The sequence below is a fragment of the Microbacterium sp. 71-36 genome, from assembly GCF_001898305.1.
In the GTDB taxonomy this organism is placed as follows: Bacteria; Actinomycetota; Actinomycetes; order Actinomycetales; family Microbacteriaceae; genus Microbacterium.
The window spans coordinates 38,397-52,967 of the sequence record NZ_MKTP01000006.1 but is presented as its reverse complement, the minus strand read 5'-3'; the positions used below and the strand labels follow the sequence as shown (position 1 = coordinate 52,967).

At 71.1% G+C, this 14,571-nt stretch carries 13 protein-coding genes; 8 read left to right on the top strand and 5 right to left on the bottom strand.

Translation table 11 applies throughout. The features are described 5' to 3' along the window. Positions 1–26: 26 nt before the first annotated feature. The gene (locus BGO45_RS14325) at positions 27–1,676 is read right to left on the bottom strand and encodes a polysaccharide biosynthesis tyrosine autokinase (protein WP_292695350.1); all 1,650 of its coding nucleotides are present in this window, start codon (positions 1,674–1,676) and stop codon (positions 27–29) included. 344 nt (positions 1,677–2,020) lie between these two features. Between BGO45_RS14325 and BGO45_RS14320 the strand changes: the two genes are divergently transcribed. Further along, positions 2,021–4,492, top strand: coding sequence for a LuxR C-terminal-related transcriptional regulator (locus BGO45_RS14320; protein ID WP_292695348.1), 2,472 nt, complete (start codon positions 2,021–2,023; stop codon positions 4,490–4,492). Between the two features lie 17 nt (positions 4,493–4,509). Here the strand turns inward: BGO45_RS14320 and BGO45_RS14315 are convergent, their stop codons facing one another. Both BGO45_RS14315 and BGO45_RS14310 read right to left on the bottom strand, forming a co-directional pair. Then, entirely contained in the window at positions 4,510–4,701 is a 192-nt protein-coding gene (locus BGO45_RS14315; protein ID WP_292695346.1) for a hypothetical protein, read from the bottom strand. Positions 4,702–4,722: 21 nt separating this feature from the next. After that, positions 4,723–5,412 carry a DUF998 domain-containing protein gene (locus BGO45_RS14310; protein WP_292695344.1) on the bottom strand — a complete coding sequence of 230 codons (690 nt, stop codon included), beginning with the start codon at positions 5,410–5,412 and terminating at the stop codon, positions 4,723–4,725. 357 nt (positions 5,413–5,769) lie between these two features. Between BGO45_RS14310 and BGO45_RS14305 the strand changes: the two genes are divergently transcribed. From BGO45_RS14305 to BGO45_RS14295, 3 genes are read left to right on the top strand one after another with little or no spacing between them, the layout of a single operon-like run. Further along, on the top strand, positions 5,770–7,092 hold the full coding sequence (locus BGO45_RS14305) for a cell division initiation protein (protein ID WP_292695342.1): 1,323 nt from the start codon (positions 5,770–5,772) through the stop codon (positions 7,090–7,092). 35 nt (positions 7,093–7,127) lie between these two features. After that, on the top strand, positions 7,128–8,063 hold the full coding sequence (locus BGO45_RS14300; RefSeq protein ID WP_292695340.1) for an aldo/keto reductase family oxidoreductase: 936 nt from the start codon (positions 7,128–7,130) through the stop codon (positions 8,061–8,063). Further along, a complete protein-coding gene (locus BGO45_RS14295; protein WP_292695338.1) occupies positions 8,060–8,317 on the top strand; it encodes a hypothetical protein in 258 nt (85 codons plus the stop codon). The genes BGO45_RS14300 and BGO45_RS14295 overlap by 4 nt, the downstream gene beginning before the upstream one ends. An 87-nt stretch (positions 8,318–8,404) precedes the next feature. On the opposite strand, the gene BGO45_RS14290 is transcribed toward BGO45_RS14295, so the two are convergent. Beyond that, a complete protein-coding gene (locus BGO45_RS14290) occupies positions 8,405–8,791 on the bottom strand; it encodes a hypothetical protein (protein ID WP_292695336.1) in 387 nt (128 codons plus the stop codon). 94 nt (positions 8,792–8,885) lie between these two features. On the opposite strand from BGO45_RS14290, the gene BGO45_RS14285 reads away from it, so the two are divergent. The 3 genes from BGO45_RS14285 (at position 8,886) to BGO45_RS14275 (ending at position 12,928) form a co-directional block, all read left to right on the top strand. Continuing rightward, entirely contained in the window at positions 8,886–9,446 is a 561-nt protein-coding gene (locus tag BGO45_RS14285; RefSeq protein ID WP_292695334.1) for a MarR family transcriptional regulator, read from the top strand. An 82-nt stretch (positions 9,447–9,528) separates the two neighbouring features. Continuing rightward, positions 9,529–11,376 (top strand): DUF2207 domain-containing protein, encoded by a 1,848-nt coding sequence (locus BGO45_RS14280; RefSeq protein WP_292695332.1) that lies wholly within the window; start codon positions 9,529–9,531, stop codon positions 11,374–11,376. Between the two features lie 142 nt (positions 11,377–11,518). Then, on the top strand, positions 11,519–12,928 hold the full coding sequence (locus BGO45_RS14275) for a glycosyltransferase (RefSeq protein WP_292695331.1): 1,410 nt from the start codon (positions 11,519–11,521) through the stop codon (positions 12,926–12,928). Positions 12,929–13,072: 144 nt separating this feature from the next. Here the strand turns inward: BGO45_RS14275 and BGO45_RS14270 are convergent, their stop codons facing one another. Further along, positions 13,073–13,258 carry a hypothetical protein gene (locus BGO45_RS14270; RefSeq protein ID WP_076491249.1) on the bottom strand — a complete coding sequence of 62 codons (186 nt, stop codon included), beginning with the start codon at positions 13,256–13,258 and terminating at the stop codon, positions 13,073–13,075. A gap of 278 nt (positions 13,259–13,536) precedes the next feature. On the opposite strand from BGO45_RS14270, the gene BGO45_RS14265 reads away from it, so the two are divergent. After that, complete coding sequence (locus BGO45_RS14265) at positions 13,537–14,559, top strand: TerC family protein (protein WP_292695328.1); 1,023 nt, start codon at positions 13,537–13,539, stop codon at positions 14,557–14,559. The last annotated feature ends 12 nt before the right edge of the window (positions 14,560–14,571 follow it).

Sequence of the window (14,571 nt, the reverse complement as noted above, 5' to 3'; positions counted from 1 at the left end):
CCTCCGGCGTTGTCGGGTGCGTGTTTTCACCCCCTCTGACGGCGTCGGGACGTCCGGTCGTCCGGGACGTCCGCGGCGGGCTCCGCGACAGAGACCTCGCCTTCACCACCGGAATCACCCGGCACCGGCGATCCCTTCCGCCCCGAAGCGAGGGTCCGCAGACCACGCACGTTCGAGGGAGGCAGTTCCGCGGACCGCCGACGCGGACCGGGCGCCTGCTCACCGGCATCCTTCTTCTCGACCGTGGCGCGACGCCACGGCCGACGCCACCACCGCGGGCGGTCGACACCGGAGCTCGGTGCGCCGTAGCCGTAGTAGCCGCCGTACTGCGAGCCGTAATAGTTCGAATCCGCGCCGCGCAGCGGGACACGGTTGAGGACGACCCCGAGGAGCCGGCCACGGGTCTTGGCGATGTTCCCGACCGCCCGCTGGAGCATGTCGTCCGTCGTGCGACCGGCGGTCACCACGAGGACCGCGCCGTCCGCCCAGTTCGCGATGACCGCGGCGTCGGCGACCGCGAGCGTCGGCGGGGAGTCGATGATGACGACCATGTCGTCGGCCAGCGTGCGCGCCAGCTGCTGCATGCGCTGCGAGCCGACCATCTCGCTGGGGTTGGGCGGCGTACGCCCGGCCGCGACGACGAACAGACGTCCGTTCTCGTCGACCTGGTGGGCCACCTGCTCGATGCGCGCGCGACCCGCGAGGACGTCGGAGAGCCCCACATCATCCGAGAAGCCGAACGTCGCACCCAGCACAGGTCGGCGCAGATCGGCGTCGATGAGGATCACCGACTGCCCCGTCGCCGCGATGCTCACCGCGAGGTTCGCGGCCGTCGTGGACTTCCCGTCGCCGGGCAGCGGGCTCGTGACGACCATGACGCGTGGGGGTCGGTCCACATCCACGTACTGCAGGTTCGTCCTCAGTTCCCGCATCGCCTCTTTGTGCGCGAAGGAGCCGCGCCCGTCCCGGATGTCGTCGAAAGAGAAGACGGCACGTCCGGCGGCGAGTTCTTTGTCCACCGGCAGGATGCCGACCACCGACACGTCGACGGAGTCGGAGATGTCGTGCGCCGATCGGACGCGCCGGTCGAACGCGCGACGCACCAGGGCGAACAGGACCCCCGCGACCGCTCCGGCGAGGGCTCCGACGGCGATGGCGAGCTTCTCGTTGGGCGAGGACGGCGCGGTCGGCAGCCGCGCCGAGTCGCCCGCGACCAGCTTCACCGCGCCGTGTCCGCCCCCCGTGGATTCCAGTTGATCGACCTGGACGGTCATCCCCTGGAGCCACGCCTGCGCGAGGTCGCGTGCCGCCTCGGGCGTCGGTCCCGTCGCATCGACGCGCACGTTGACGGTGTCGACGGGGTTGGACACACGGATGCGCTGCACCAGCGACTCCGGACTGTCGGTGAGTCCGAGCTCGTCCCGCGCCGTTTCGGCCACCGACTTCCAGTAACCCATGTCGATGAAGGACTTCACCCGCGACAGCGCGAGTGTGCCCCCGGCCAGCGCCGAGCTCGTCGATCCGTCGGACGACACGCTGGCGACGTAGCCGCTCGCGTCGGCGGTGTAGACCCGCGGCTGCAGAGCGCTCCAGCCGAAACCCGCGAGCCCACCGGCGAGAGTCAGAGCGACGATCGCCTTCCAGTACGCGCGCAGGATCCGCGCGACGCGTTGCATGTCCACTCGTTTTCCACCTTCCGCTCGGTCCGCATCGGGAACGCCGAGCCCGGGAAGCATAGGCACGGGGCGGAGGGCGCGCCTCGCCCTGCCGGAACGCCCGCGAACGGGCGATACGCGGGGGGAAACGGCGACGCTCCGCGATGGTGACAGGGGGGCGGAGAGTGTGATGCCGACAGGGTGAAGGCGGGATGACCGCGGGGATGAAACCGCTCCCTCGACAGGTCGTCCGGGCGAACATCACCCCAATGATCGGGTGAAGCGCACCCCGGCTGTGCGCTCCCTTCGTCTCCCCGACCCGAACCCGGGACGACGACACCGCAGACCGAGAGTTGGAGAACACGATGCTGATCGACCTCGACACCCCGCCCGCCGCCGCCCGCGCCGCCCGGCGCTCCAGCCGTTTCTGGACACCCCGCACCATGACGGTCGCCAAGCTCCGCGACGCTCTCGAGAGCGATGTCGTGCTCCTGCGCGGACCCGCCGGTGTGGGCAAGAGCGCCCTGCTGCGGCAGTTCGCGGCGACCCTCGACGATGACCCCGAGACCGGCATCCAGCTGCTGGATGCCGCCCACGCCGACACCGCGACGCTCGACCGTGTCGCGGCCGCGTTCGACGCGGGTCCGCCGCAGCACGTCCTGCTGGTCGACAACCTGACCGACGCGTCCGCGGTGGGCTCCGCCGCGATCCTCGATCTGCTCCGCGCGGATCCCTCGCTGCGGGTGGTCGTCTCCACGCGGCACGTGACGCGTCTGGAGAGCCCCCTGATCGCCCTGGAGTTCGACGTCCACGTCCTCACTCCGGCCGACCTCCTGATGACCCGCGAAGAGCTGACCCTCGTTCTCGACCTGAACGGGATCGAGACCACCGACGTCGCCATCGACGTGCTCATGCGCCGCACCCACGGATGGCCGGCCCTCGCGCAGCTTGCGAGCTCACGGCTCCGCCTCGAGGGCCTGCCGTTGCGCACGCGGGACGAGGCGGATGCCATTGCGGACTACGCCGGACACGCTCTCACCGCGGACATGGAGGCGCATCTGAGCGCCCCGATCACCGACGAGGTGCGCTTGCTCGCGGTGGCCCCGTACATCAACGTCGAGCTGGCCGACGCGATCGGGATCGACTCGACCACCGGCACCACGAGCGATCTCCTGGCCGAGCTCCAGGAAGCCGGCTTCGTGTGGCCCAGCACGACCCGGCTGGTGCTGGCCGAACCGGTGCGCACCCAGTGGCTGCGCGAGATCACGGCGGGCGCGCCCGAGCTGGTCGAGCGCGCGCGCCTGCGCCTGCTCGATCACCTCGTCGCCGCCGGAGAGCCCCTGCGCGCCGCGCAGCTCGCCGCCGACGCCGGCCAGTGGCCCACCCTCGGGTCGATCCTGCGCTCGGCGGGACCGGAGGTCTGGGCCCGGGACGCCGCCGCCTTCACGACGCTCGTCGAGACGCTCCGCTCGCACGTGGGCTTCGACCCCCTGTCGGTCGACGCCCTCCTCTCGGTCGACGCCGACACGGCCGCCTCCGCCGAGACCCCCGCGCTCGCGGTCGGAGCGCTCGGTCGCCTCCCGGAAGCGAAAGCGGCCGCGCAGCACAACATCGAGGCACTGATCGTGCGCGTGAACCTGCTGCGCGCCGCCGGGCGGTTCGCGCTGGCCACCGAATCGGCGATCCTGCTCGTGGACGCCCTGCGGCGTCGTCCGTCGCTGTCGGACGACGCCGTCGCCGAGGGGTGGTACCAGGTGGGGATGACCCACCTCGCCATGGGCAAGCTGCGCGACGCGACCCTCGCCCTCGGGCAGGTCGAACGCCTCGCCCCTCCCGCCCGTCGGCTGCGCGCCCGCGGGGTCCTCGCCGTCGTGGCGCTGCTCGAGGGCGACGTCCGCGCGGCCGGGGTGCTGTGCGAGACCGATCGGGAGGACGGATGGATCGACTCTCCGTGGGGCGAGGGCACGCGTCTGGCCGACGCGTGGTTGAGCCTGGAACGCGGGGATGCCGCGGCCGCACGGGAGCGCCTGGACATGATGACGGCGACGGGCGGCGCTCGGGAACTGTGGCCGTTCGCCGCGTCCGTCCAAGCCCTCGCGTTCCTGCTCTCCGGAGCGGCCCCGGATGCGCTCGGGATGCTGCGGTCGTGGATGGGGCGGACGCGGAGCACGCCCCCGTCTCACTTCCAGTCGATCCAGCTTCTGACCGCTCGCGCGAAGGTGTTGATCGCCCTGCGTCAGGCCCGCAAGGCCATGGCCCTCTTCGAGGGGCCGTTCGGGCTCTCCGCAGCCACCGCCCCCGCGATCGCGCTGTCGCAGCTGTACGCCGGGCGCGCCCACGAGGCCTACGTGATGAGCGTGAAGTGGGGCATCCATCAGGATTCCTCCCCGCGCGCCGCGCTGGAGAGCCTGGTCGTCAGCATGGTCGCGGACGTGCGGCTCAACGGGACGGGGGCGCACCGATCGACCGCCCAGCGGGCCGAGGCGCTCAGCGCGCGTCACGACCTGTGGAGTCCGTGGAGTGCGGTCGCCCCCGAGGACCGCGGCCTCGTCCTGCGACTCCTGTCCCCCGCGGCGCGCGACCGCGTCTCGGATCGCGTCTCGTTCTTCGCGTCATCCGTGAGCGTTCCCCACCTCACCAAGCGCGAGCAGGTGGTCCTGGCGCAGCTCACACCGACCTCGACGATCGCTGACATCGCCCGCGCCCTGGTCGTCTCACCCAACACCGTCAAGACGCAGTTGCAGAGCCTGTACCGCAAGCTCGAGGTGTCGGACCGTGCGAGCGCGATCCGCGCCGCGCACGCGTGGGGTCTGATCGAGGCCGACGGCGACGTGTGAGGAAGGCGGGGCGCCGATCAGCCGCGGTCGGCGCGCCGCCTTCGAGCGAACCCGAAGACCACTCGCCCCACGATCAGGAGCACGATGAAGACGAGCACGCCCGGGAGCGTGAGCGGCACACCGGCTCCGTGGAGGACGACCAGCACGACGACGATGCTCGCGATCGGCACGATCACCCCGATCACTCGGCGCAGTCGTCGTCGGTTCATGGGTAAACGCTAACCGCTGCGTCAGCGAGGGTCCGACGGGTCACCGCGGGTGACGACCTCGTCCGCGGCGACCTGCAGCCCGAAGACCCCGAACCACGCGATCGCGAGCGTCGCGGCGGTGAACTCGAGATTCCCACCGAGAACCGTGTCGCCGCGGAACAGCGCCAGCATGGCACCGGTGAACGACGTCAGACCGACGGCGACGAGGGTCACGAGGCTCGCCGCACGCATCCACGGACGGCGGCGCAGAACCGACACCTGCGCCATCGCGACGATGGCGAGGACGAAGCCGAGCACGGCCGCGCTGATGTGGATGAGGTCCTGCGGCAGAGCGCCCGGGGTGAACGGCACGGGACATCCGGGCGAGCAGGTGACGACGGATGCCAGTGCGAAACACGCCCCGCACACGACCAGGGTCGCGGCGATGGGCCAGCCGACCACGTAGACGTCGGGCCGGTGGAGGAGCGCTCTGTCCACGAGCACCGCGGCGATGCCGAGCAGCAGCAGAGCGGAGTTGAACAGCGGCGCCGTCGGCATCCCCGTGGCCCCCAACTGACTCACGTAGTGAACCGTGGGATCCCACAGGCGACTGAGCCAGATCAAGCCGGCACTCAGGAAAGCGGCACACCCGCCGACGAGCGCGAGGAGAACGACACGACGGCTTCCCGGACGGCCGGCGAGGCGGGGAGACCGAACGATCGTCTCGGTCATGGGCGTCTCCGGCGGCGTCGAGGGGCTCCGCCACACTACCGCGCTCCGCACCGCCGCACGCGGGAGGAGCCGCGGCGGAATGCTGACATGGTCGGAATCCGTCCCGTCCGCGGGCGATTCCCCGGGTGAGGTATCGCCGCACGCCGGGGTCTGAGCCCCTCGTGCGTGGCATGGTCGTCCTCGAGCGATCTCGAGTGGTTCTCCCCCAAGTTCCGTACTCTTCATCCCGGTCGCTCACCATGGATGCGCGGTCTCGTGGCCACGGCACCCGGTTCGAGACCGCGCATCCCTCTGCACGAGCCCGCGGCCGGCACCTCGCTCGTCGGGCGTCGCCGGGTCGCCCCGAGAGGAGTCCCCGTGACGGACGACCAGACCGCGCAGTCGCACCGGCCGACAGACGGAGCAGAGTCTTCGCCGCTCGACGAGTTGCTCCGCCGGACGGCCGAGGACGATCCGTCGCCGACGTTCCCCGTCGGCTTCCGCGGATACGATCGCGAGGCGGTCGACGAGAGCGTCCGCCAGCTGGTCCGGCGGGCGCGGGAGGCCTCCGACGAGGTGCATCGCGAGAAGCTTCGCGCCGAGGCGATGTTCGCGCAACAGCGCGCAGACCACGACGACGAGCTCGCCGAGGTGGCCCGCCGTCACAGCGAGGAGACCGGGCGACTGCAGGAGCAGGCGCGCGCCGCCGCCGCGCGCGCGGCCGACGCGGAGACGCAGGTCGCCGCCCTCTCGAGCGGTCTCATCGGCGGCACGGACGGCGAGGGCGACGATCCGGCGCAGGCGCGCCAGCGGTTCGACGCGATTCTCCGCGTCGCCGAAGAACAGGCGAGCGTGCTGGTGCAGAACGCGGCGTCGCAGGCGGAACGGCTCCTGTCCACCGCCCGCGACGAAGCCGACGACATCCGCTCCGACGCGGTCGCCGAACGCGACCGGATCCGATCGGAGGCGCAGCACGACGCCGACCAGGCGCGCCTCCGGATCGAGACCGAACTCACCGCCCACCACACCCGGCTCGAACGCGAGGGCGCCCACGCGACGGAGAAAGTGGCCCAGGCGGAGCGTGAGGCCGCAGCCGTCCGCACGGAGGCCGAGAAGGGCGCGGCCGCGCTGCGTTCGCTCGTCTCGCGCGAGACCGCCGACCTGCGGGCCGCGGCGGAGCGCGACGTCCGGGAGATGACCGCACGGGTCCTCGAGTTCGAGGAGTCGCTGACCCGGCGTCAGGACGAGGCGCAGCAGGAGTTCCTCGTGCTGCACAATCAGGCCGTCGCCCACGCCGAGCGGATCACCTCGGACGCGAGCGAGCAGGTGGAGGCCGCCCTCGCGCACGCGCGCCGGATCGCGGGGCGGGCCGACGATCACGAGCGACTGGCCCGCGCTCAGGCCCAGCAGGTCGAGGCACAGGCGCAGGTCCAGGCACGCGGCATCCTCGACGATGCGCGCGAGAAGGCTCAACGCATCGCGGACACCATCGCGGCCCACGCCGCCACGGTGCTGCGCGACGCCGAGGATCGCACCCGCGATCTGCGCTGGCAGCAGCAACAGCTGGGCGGCTTCCTGTCCGAGATGAACGAGCTGCTGCGCGCTGCACCGCGGGGCTCGGCGTCACCGGACGACGATCGGCAGACGCCCGACGGGTCTGCGGACGGCGAGGACGACGCCGACGGGGACGCGTCCGACTGAGGCGCGGACCCACGCGCGCGGGATAACGTGGAGCGATGCGATCCGTCCCCCTCGGCCCCTCGGGCCCCGCCGTGCCCGCCGTCGTCGCCGGAATGATGCGGATCGACGGCAAGAGCGACGCCGCGGTCCGCGAGCTCTACGAAGCAGCGCGTTCCGTGGGCATCGACTTCTTCGATCACGCGGACATCTACGCCCGAGAACTCCATTCCGCCGAGCGACGGTTCGCGGAGGCGCTCCGGCTGAGCCCGTCGGAGCGCGCGGAGATCCGGCTGCAGACGAAGGCGGGCATCGTCCGCGAAGGGCCGTACTTCGACTTCTCCTACGAGCACATCGTCGCCTCGGTGAACGAGTCCCTCCGCGCGCTCGACACCGACTACGTCGACGTGCTCCTGCTCCACCGGCCCGACGCACTCGTCGAGCCCGAGGAAGTGGCGCGCGCGTTCGACGAGCTCGAAGCCGCGGGCAAGGTGCGCGCGTTCGGTGTGTCCAACCACACGCCGCGCCAGATCGATCTGCTCCGCACCGCGGTCCGTCAGCCCATCGTCGCCAATCAGGTGCAGCTCTCGGTCGCCCACGCCCCCATCGTCGCCCAGGGGCTTGCGATGAACATGGAGTCGGCGCCGCAGTCCGCCGTCCTGGACGGCGGCGGGCTCGTCGACTACTGCCGCCTGGAGGGCATCACCCTGCAGGCATGGTCGCCGCTGCAGGGGTCGAGAGGGAACGGCGTGTTCCTCGGGGATCCGGAATACGCGGAGCTGAACGCCGTGATCGATGAGCTCGCGGGACGCTACGGAGTGGCCCCGATCGCGATCGCCGTGGCGTGGATCACGCGGCATCCGGCCGGAATGCAGGTGGTCCTGGGGACGACCACCCCGAGCCGGGTGGTCGAAGCGTCCTCCGGCGCCGACATCGTCTTGACGCGTGCGGAGTGGTATTCGCTCGTCCGAGCCGCGGGCTACGTCGTCCCGTGAGCCCCGTGGAGGAGCGTGGTGCTGGTAGCCGGCCGCAGCAGGAGCGCCCGTGGGGGACGATCCTCGCCGTCGTGGCCGCGTGCGTCTTCGCGGCGCCGACGTTGCTCCTCCCCGCGGACGGTCCCGTCACCGCGAAGCTCGGCTTCATCGTCGTCGGCGCAGTGCTGCTGGCCGCGGCGATCATCCTGACCCGGCGGGAACCCGGCGCCTCGGGCATCGACGACGACGCAGACGAGGGCGACGTCAGGCCGTGACACCCACGCCGGGTGCGATGATCGCGAGCGGCTCCGTCGGCACGTCCCACGCGGCGGACTGAGTCGCGACCGCGCTGTCCGCCGCGTTCACGCGGCGCGGACCAGTGAGCGCGGAGCGGTGGACGACGCCGTGCGATTCGGTCGGGCCTGCGACGGGCGCTCGGCGGCGGGGGCCTCCGCGGCATCGATGTCGAGGCTCAGCCCGCGTGAGGAGTTGGCGTCGTTGGCCATGCGCTTGAGCAGGTTCTGGTCGAGCGACTCGGGCTGCTCGGACTCGAACACGAATCGCAGCGGGATGGCGGGCTGCAGCCAGATCGTGGAGCGCCCGACGGGCTCGTCCGCCCCGTGCGTCCACGACAGCGTGAAGCTCTCGCCGCGGCGGAGCTTGGTGGCGACGACCACCTTGACGTGGGCCAGCATCCGATCGTCGATCGTGATGGGCTCGGGGGTCGTTCCGTAGAACAGCTTCGCCATGATGTTTCCCTTCCCTCTTTTCTTGTTCACGAACTTACTAGATAGACTAGCGAATAAGCAACCGAGATATAAGGCGAAGATCGGAGGCGGCCGGATGGACACCACATCCCCTGCTCCCTACTGGTACGGCGAGGGCACCGAAGATCGGCGCAACTCACGTGTCATGCACGCCTTGCGGGAGTACCGCAGCGCGGAGATGGCGATGCGCCGACGCACGCAGGACTCGATGGCGATGGGAGAGAACGAACTCGTCGTCCTGCGGTACCTCGCCCGCGCCTCCGCATCCGCGACGGACACGACGCCCGCCGATCTCGCGCGTCACCTCGGACTGTCCACGGCCTCCATCACCGCGCTCCTCGATCGACTGGAACGCTCCGACCACGTTCGCCGCGAGCGGCATCCGACGGATCGACGCAAGATCCTCGTGCGCGCCACACCACACACGGAGGACGAGATGCGCGGCGAACTCGGCGATATGCACGAGCGCATGATGCGCGCCACCTCCGGCTTGAGCCCGGTCGAAGCGGATGCCGTGACCGCGTTCCTCGAGCGCATGCGCTGCGCCGTCGCCGGCCCGTGCACCCGCACCGGCGAGAAGTGCTGTCTCACGGCGGAGCGGGACGCGCACGATGCCGCGGGCGCCGACGCGCGCTGAGCCGATCCCCTCCCCCGCGTCGGTGACCGGCATCCCCCGCAGGACGGATTCGATCCGGACGGCATCTCGATAGCGTCGAGGCATGGACGTCCTCGCCTCTCGAGTCCGATCGCTTCGCGCCGCGCTGACCGCGGCGGCGCTCCTCTGCGTCCTCCTCACGGTCCTCCCCACCGCCCCCGCCCATGCCGACGTCGACGATTTCCGGTTCGATTCACTCGACGCGCGGATGTCGCTGACCCGGGCCGCGGACGGGCATGCCGAGCTGTCGGTCACCGAGACACTCGTGGCGGAGTTTCCGGAGGAGGACCAGAACCGCGGAATCATCCGCGTGATCCCGGACGATTACGACGGAGTCCCTCTGCAGACGCGGATCACCGCGGTGACCGGCGCCGACGGCGCGGCCATACCTTTCGAGGTCGAAACCGACCGGCGGGAGGTGCGGGTGCTGACCGGTGACGACGACTACGTGCACGGCAGGCAGACCTATGTGATCTCGTACACGCAGCGCGACACCATCCGCGCATTCGCCGACACGGACGCCGACGAGTTCTACCGCGACGTCAACGGAACCGATTGGGCGCAGCCGTTCGGACGGGTCGACGTGGAAGTGACCGTCGACGCCTCGCTCGCGGCGGCGGCGCTCGACGGTGCCGCGGCCTGCTACCGGGGCGCACAGGGGTCCTCCGACCGCTGCGAGGTCACCCGGACGGATCGGGCCGACGGCGGCCTGACGTTCTCGGCGGGGTCGAACGATCTGGGTCCGGGCGAGAACGTCACCATCGCCGTCGGCTTCGCGAGGGGAACGTTCGTGCCCGGCGAGGTGGTTCGCACGGCGGCCGAGCAGTTCTCCGTGGATGCCGCCCCGGCACTGGCCGCGGTCTCGCTCGGCACCCTCGGGCTCAGCGCCGTCGCGATCGGCGCCGCCGTCGTCTCGCGCCGCCGCAATCGCGATGCGGCAGGTCGGGGGATCATCGTCGCGGAGTACACCCCGCCCGCCGGCGTCGACGTCCTCGAGGGAGCGCACCTCGTCGGACGCAGCGGCGCCGCCCTTCCCGCCGCGGTCCTCGACACGGCGGTGGCCGGGCATCTCCGCATCGTCGAGAGCCCGTCGGCCGACGACGAGCTGGCCCTGGAATACGTCGACGCGGCGGGAGCGACGCCTCTGCGCGCCGGCGTCCTCGCCGCCGTGTTCGGCGACCGCCCGCGCCCCGGCGAGCGCGTGGCGTTGGACACACCGGGCAGCGATGCGGGCGCGCGTCTGCGCGACATGCTCGCCGTGGCCGGCACGGAGGTGCGGAGACGCGGATGGATGCGCCGACCGCAGATGCGCGGCGCGGTGGCCGCGGGGGTGATCGCCGTCGCCGCATTCGGCGTCTCGGTCGCTGCCCTGATGATCACCGCGGTGGGCGCGACGCCGACCTGGTGGCAGATCGCAGCGATCCCCACGACGGTGGTCGGCGGCATCCTGACGTTCGTCCTGATCCGGTACTCGGACCGGGTGACGGATGCCGGCGCCCCCGTGCGCGATCACCTGATCGGGCTGCGCGATTACCTGACCCTGGCCGAGGCCGACCGGCTGCGGGTGCTGCAGAGCCCGGAGGGGGCTGAGCGCAGATCCGGGGGGACCGACGACCCCGTGCAGGTCCTGCACCTCTACGAGAAGCTGCTCCCGTGGGCGGTCGTCTGGGGAGTGGAACGCGAATGGGCCGACGTCCTGGCCGTCCAGGCGCAGGCGACGGGGACGGAGCTCGGCTGGTACTCGGGACCGAACGGGTTCTCGAGCGCACTGTTCGCGTCGTCGCTGTCGACGATGCACTCCGGAACCAGTCCCGCACCCACGACGAGCGGGTCGGGCAGTTTCTCGGGCGGGTCGTTCGGCGGCGGCTTCTCCGGCGGAGGCATGGGCGGCGGGGGCGGGGGCGGACGCTGACCACCCGCTTCCGGGCGCTCGGCCCCGCGTAGAGTCACGTCATGCGCACCTCCCCCCGCGGCGCCGACCGGCACCGACCCCGGAACGGACATCCCTCCTGCACCGAGCGCGCGCGATGACCGTGCTGCCACCGGGTCGTCAGATGGTTCTGACCTGGGGAATCCCCCGCTCCTACGGCGGTTTGACGGCCGCGCTGCTGCAGCGGTCGCGGATGTTCGATCGACGAGGCGGGGTGCCCGTGGACGTGCTGACGTGCGAGGATCGCCCCGACCCGATCGCCACCGCGGCAGAGCTCGCGGAGCGCGCCGCCCTGTCGTCCGGCGTCCGGGTGCGGAACCTGTGGGACTGGCTGCGCGAGAACGATCTGCGGGGCCGAGCGGTCGGACCGGCCGCGGGTTTCTCCCCGCTTCCGGCGGACTCCGCCGTCGACAGCGTGGACGGAGTGGTTCTGCGTCGCGTCCGCACGGATCCCCGGGGCGCCGTGCAACAGATCGATCATCTGCGTCGCGACGGGACCCTGGCCGCCAGCGACCGCCGCGACGTCCCCGCACCGGACGGCGGTGTGCGCCGTGTCGTCGTGACCTGCGACGCGCAGGGCGCCCCGCGTGCCGCCTGGCGTGGAGTGCGGACCCTGTACGCGGCGTGGCTGGACCGTCTCACCGAACGGCAGGCGACGTTCCTCCTCGTCGACAGCAAGGCGATGGCGCGATTCGCGGCCGGGTACCGGCGTCCCCATGTCGTCGTCGTCCATGTGGTGCACGGCTCGCACCTGACCGACGACGGCGCGGCGCTGCGGCCCTCGCGGGCGGAGGTCTTCGCGCGGCTCGGCGCGTTCGACGCGGTCGTGTTCTGCACCGCCCGACAGGCGCGCGACGTGCGGCGGCGGGTCGGCCCCCTGCCGTTGCTGGCCGTCGTCCCTCACCCTGTGTCGCGGGTCGAGGTCCCCTCGGGACCGCGCAGCGGCGCGGTCGTGATCGCACGCTTGGAGGGCATCAAACGCGTCGAGGACGCCGTCGCCGCGTCACGCGGCGCGGCGGAGAGCGTCCCGGAGCTCACCCTCGACGTCTACGGTGACGGACCGGAGCGCGACCGGCTCGAGGAACGGGCGGGCACGGACGGGCGCGTGCGGCTGCACGGCTTCGTCCCGGCTGCACGCGGGGCCCTGACCTCGGCATCCGTTCTGCTCCTCACCAGCCGCTCCGAGGCGTTCTCGCTCGTCGTGGCCGAGGCGATGGCGGCGGGATGCCTGCCGATCGCGTACGACGTGCCGTACGGTCCGCGCGAGCTGATCCGTCATGGTCGGACGGGGTGGCTCGTCCCGGCGGGCGACGTGGCGCGACTCACCGCGACGCTGGTGTCGGCCCACTCGACCGACGAACGCGTACTGGCGCGGATGCGACGCGATGCGGTCGCCCGCGCGGCGGAGTTCGACGAGTCGGCGGTGCTGGAACGGTGGGCCGCGACCCTCCGCGGTGCCGCGCGGCGCCATCGGATGCGCGAGCGGACCTGGCGATTCCGGGAGATGGTGCGGCGGCGCCTTCGGATCGGCTGAGAGCCGGTCCTTCTCGCATCCGCCGGGCGTACTCTCGTCCTACCCAGCCCCGGCATCGCCGGCGCGGATGCGCCTCTCCCGGCGCGCGACGTTCCCCGTCCGTCGAGCCACTCCCCCACCCCGGCTCCGGACGGGGTCCGTCGTTCAGCGGTCTTCGCCGTACGCGCGGATGCTGCGCAGGTCGTCGTTCAGCTCCGCGTCGGCGGTGTCGCCGCCGACAGCACGGTCCGCCGACCGCTGCTCCTGTGCACCGGCCGACTTCTCCTCGGGTGCCGCCTCGGTCGCACCGTCCATCACCGGCGCGTCCTGGGTGGGTTCGCGTTCGTCCATCGGGTCCTCCTCGATCCGGGTCCTCCCGGCATCCTGTGGGCGGGCCCGATTCCGGAGCGAGGGCTTGCGTCCGCGACGCGGTCGTGCTGATCGACTCCGAATCGGCATTCGGCCAGGCCTGTCAAGCTCCGGTATGATGGTCCCCGACAAGGGGAGTATTCCCACGCGACGATCCCGTCAATACGGTCCACGCCATCGTGGACCCGGGCCGTCGGCTCGCATCGCGAGTGGAAGAGACCTTGGTGTTTCGACGTACACCAGAACCCTTGGAGGCCCGCGTGGGTGTCACCCCGCTCATCTGGATCATCACGATCGCGATCACGATCGCGTTCTTCGTGTTCGAGTTCTTCGCACACGTCCGCAAGGCGCACGAACCGACCATCGGGGAATCCGCCCGCTGGTCGGCGTTCTACATCGGCCTGGCCCTGCTGTTCGGCGTCGGCATCGGCGTGGTCTCGGGGTGGACCTACGGCGGCGAGTACTTCGCCGGCTACCTCACCGAGAAGGCCCTGTCGATCGACAACCTCTTCGTGTTCCTGATCATCATGACCGGCTTCGCGGTGCCCAAGAAGTACCAGCAGAAGGTCCTGATGATCGGCATCGTCATCGCGCTGGTGATGCGCGGGGCGTTCATCGCCGTCGGTGCCGCCCTCATCGAGAACTTCTCGTGGATCTTCTACATCTTCGGCGCGCTGCTGCTCTTCCTCGCGTACCGTCAGGCGTTCGCACACGGTGAGAGCGACCCCGCGAACGGCAGGTTCATGCGATTCGTGCGCCGCGTCCTCCCCGTCAGCGAGGAGTACAACGGCGACAAGCTCACCGTGCAGAAGGACGGGAAGCGCTTCGTCACGCCGATGCTCCTGGTCATCGTCGCGATCGGCTTCATCGATCTGGTCTTCGCGATCGACTCGATCCCCGCGATCTACGGGCTGACCAACGAGGCGTACATCGTGTTCACGGCCAACGCCTTCGCCTTGATGGGTCTGCGGCAGCTGTACTTCCTCATCGGCGGCCTCCTCGAGCGCCTCGTGTACCTCTCGCAGGGCCTCGCGGTCATCCTGGCGTTCATCGGAGTGAAGCTCGTCTTCCACGCCCTCCACGTCAACGAGCTCCCCTTCATCAACGGCGGCGAGCCGCTGCTGTGGGTGCCGGAGATCCCGATCTGGCTGTCGTTGCTGTTCATCGCGGCGACCGTCGCGGTGGCGACCGTGGCGAGCCTGGCCAAGACGCGCAAGGACGCCGAGAAGAAGCGCCGCGACGAGTTCGAGGGCGAGAAGGTCGTCCACGCACCCGAGGACTGATCCGCCGCACCG

Coding starts and splice junctions, on each gene's coding strand:
- BGO45_RS14325 (WP_292695350.1), bottom strand. CDS start 1,676: ATGCAACGCGTCGCGCGGATCCTGCGCGCGTACTGGAAGGCGATCGTC.
- BGO45_RS14320 (WP_292695348.1), top strand. CDS start 2,021: ATGCTGATCGACCTCGACACCCCGCCCGCCGCCGCCCGCGCCGCCCGG.
- BGO45_RS14315 (WP_292695346.1), bottom strand. CDS start 4,701: ATGAACCGACGACGACTGCGCCGAGTGATCGGGGTGATCGTGCCGATC.
- BGO45_RS14310 (WP_292695344.1), bottom strand. CDS start 5,412: ATGACCGAGACGATCGTTCGGTCTCCCCGCCTCGCCGGCCGTCCGGGA.
- BGO45_RS14300 (WP_292695340.1), top strand. CDS start 7,128: ATGCGATCCGTCCCCCTCGGCCCCTCGGGCCCCGCCGTGCCCGCCGTC.
- BGO45_RS14290 (WP_292695336.1), bottom strand. CDS start 8,791: ATGGCGAAGCTGTTCTACGGAACGACCCCCGAGCCCATCACGATCGAC.
- BGO45_RS14285 (WP_292695334.1), top strand. CDS start 8,886: ATGGACACCACATCCCCTGCTCCCTACTGGTACGGCGAGGGCACCGAA.
- BGO45_RS14280 (WP_292695332.1), top strand. CDS start 9,529: ATGGACGTCCTCGCCTCTCGAGTCCGATCGCTTCGCGCCGCGCTGACC.
- BGO45_RS14275 (WP_292695331.1), top strand. CDS start 11,519: ATGGTTCTGACCTGGGGAATCCCCCGCTCCTACGGCGGTTTGACGGCC.
- BGO45_RS14270 (WP_076491249.1), bottom strand. CDS start 13,258: ATGGACGAACGCGAACCCACCCAGGACGCGCCGGTGATGGACGGTGCG.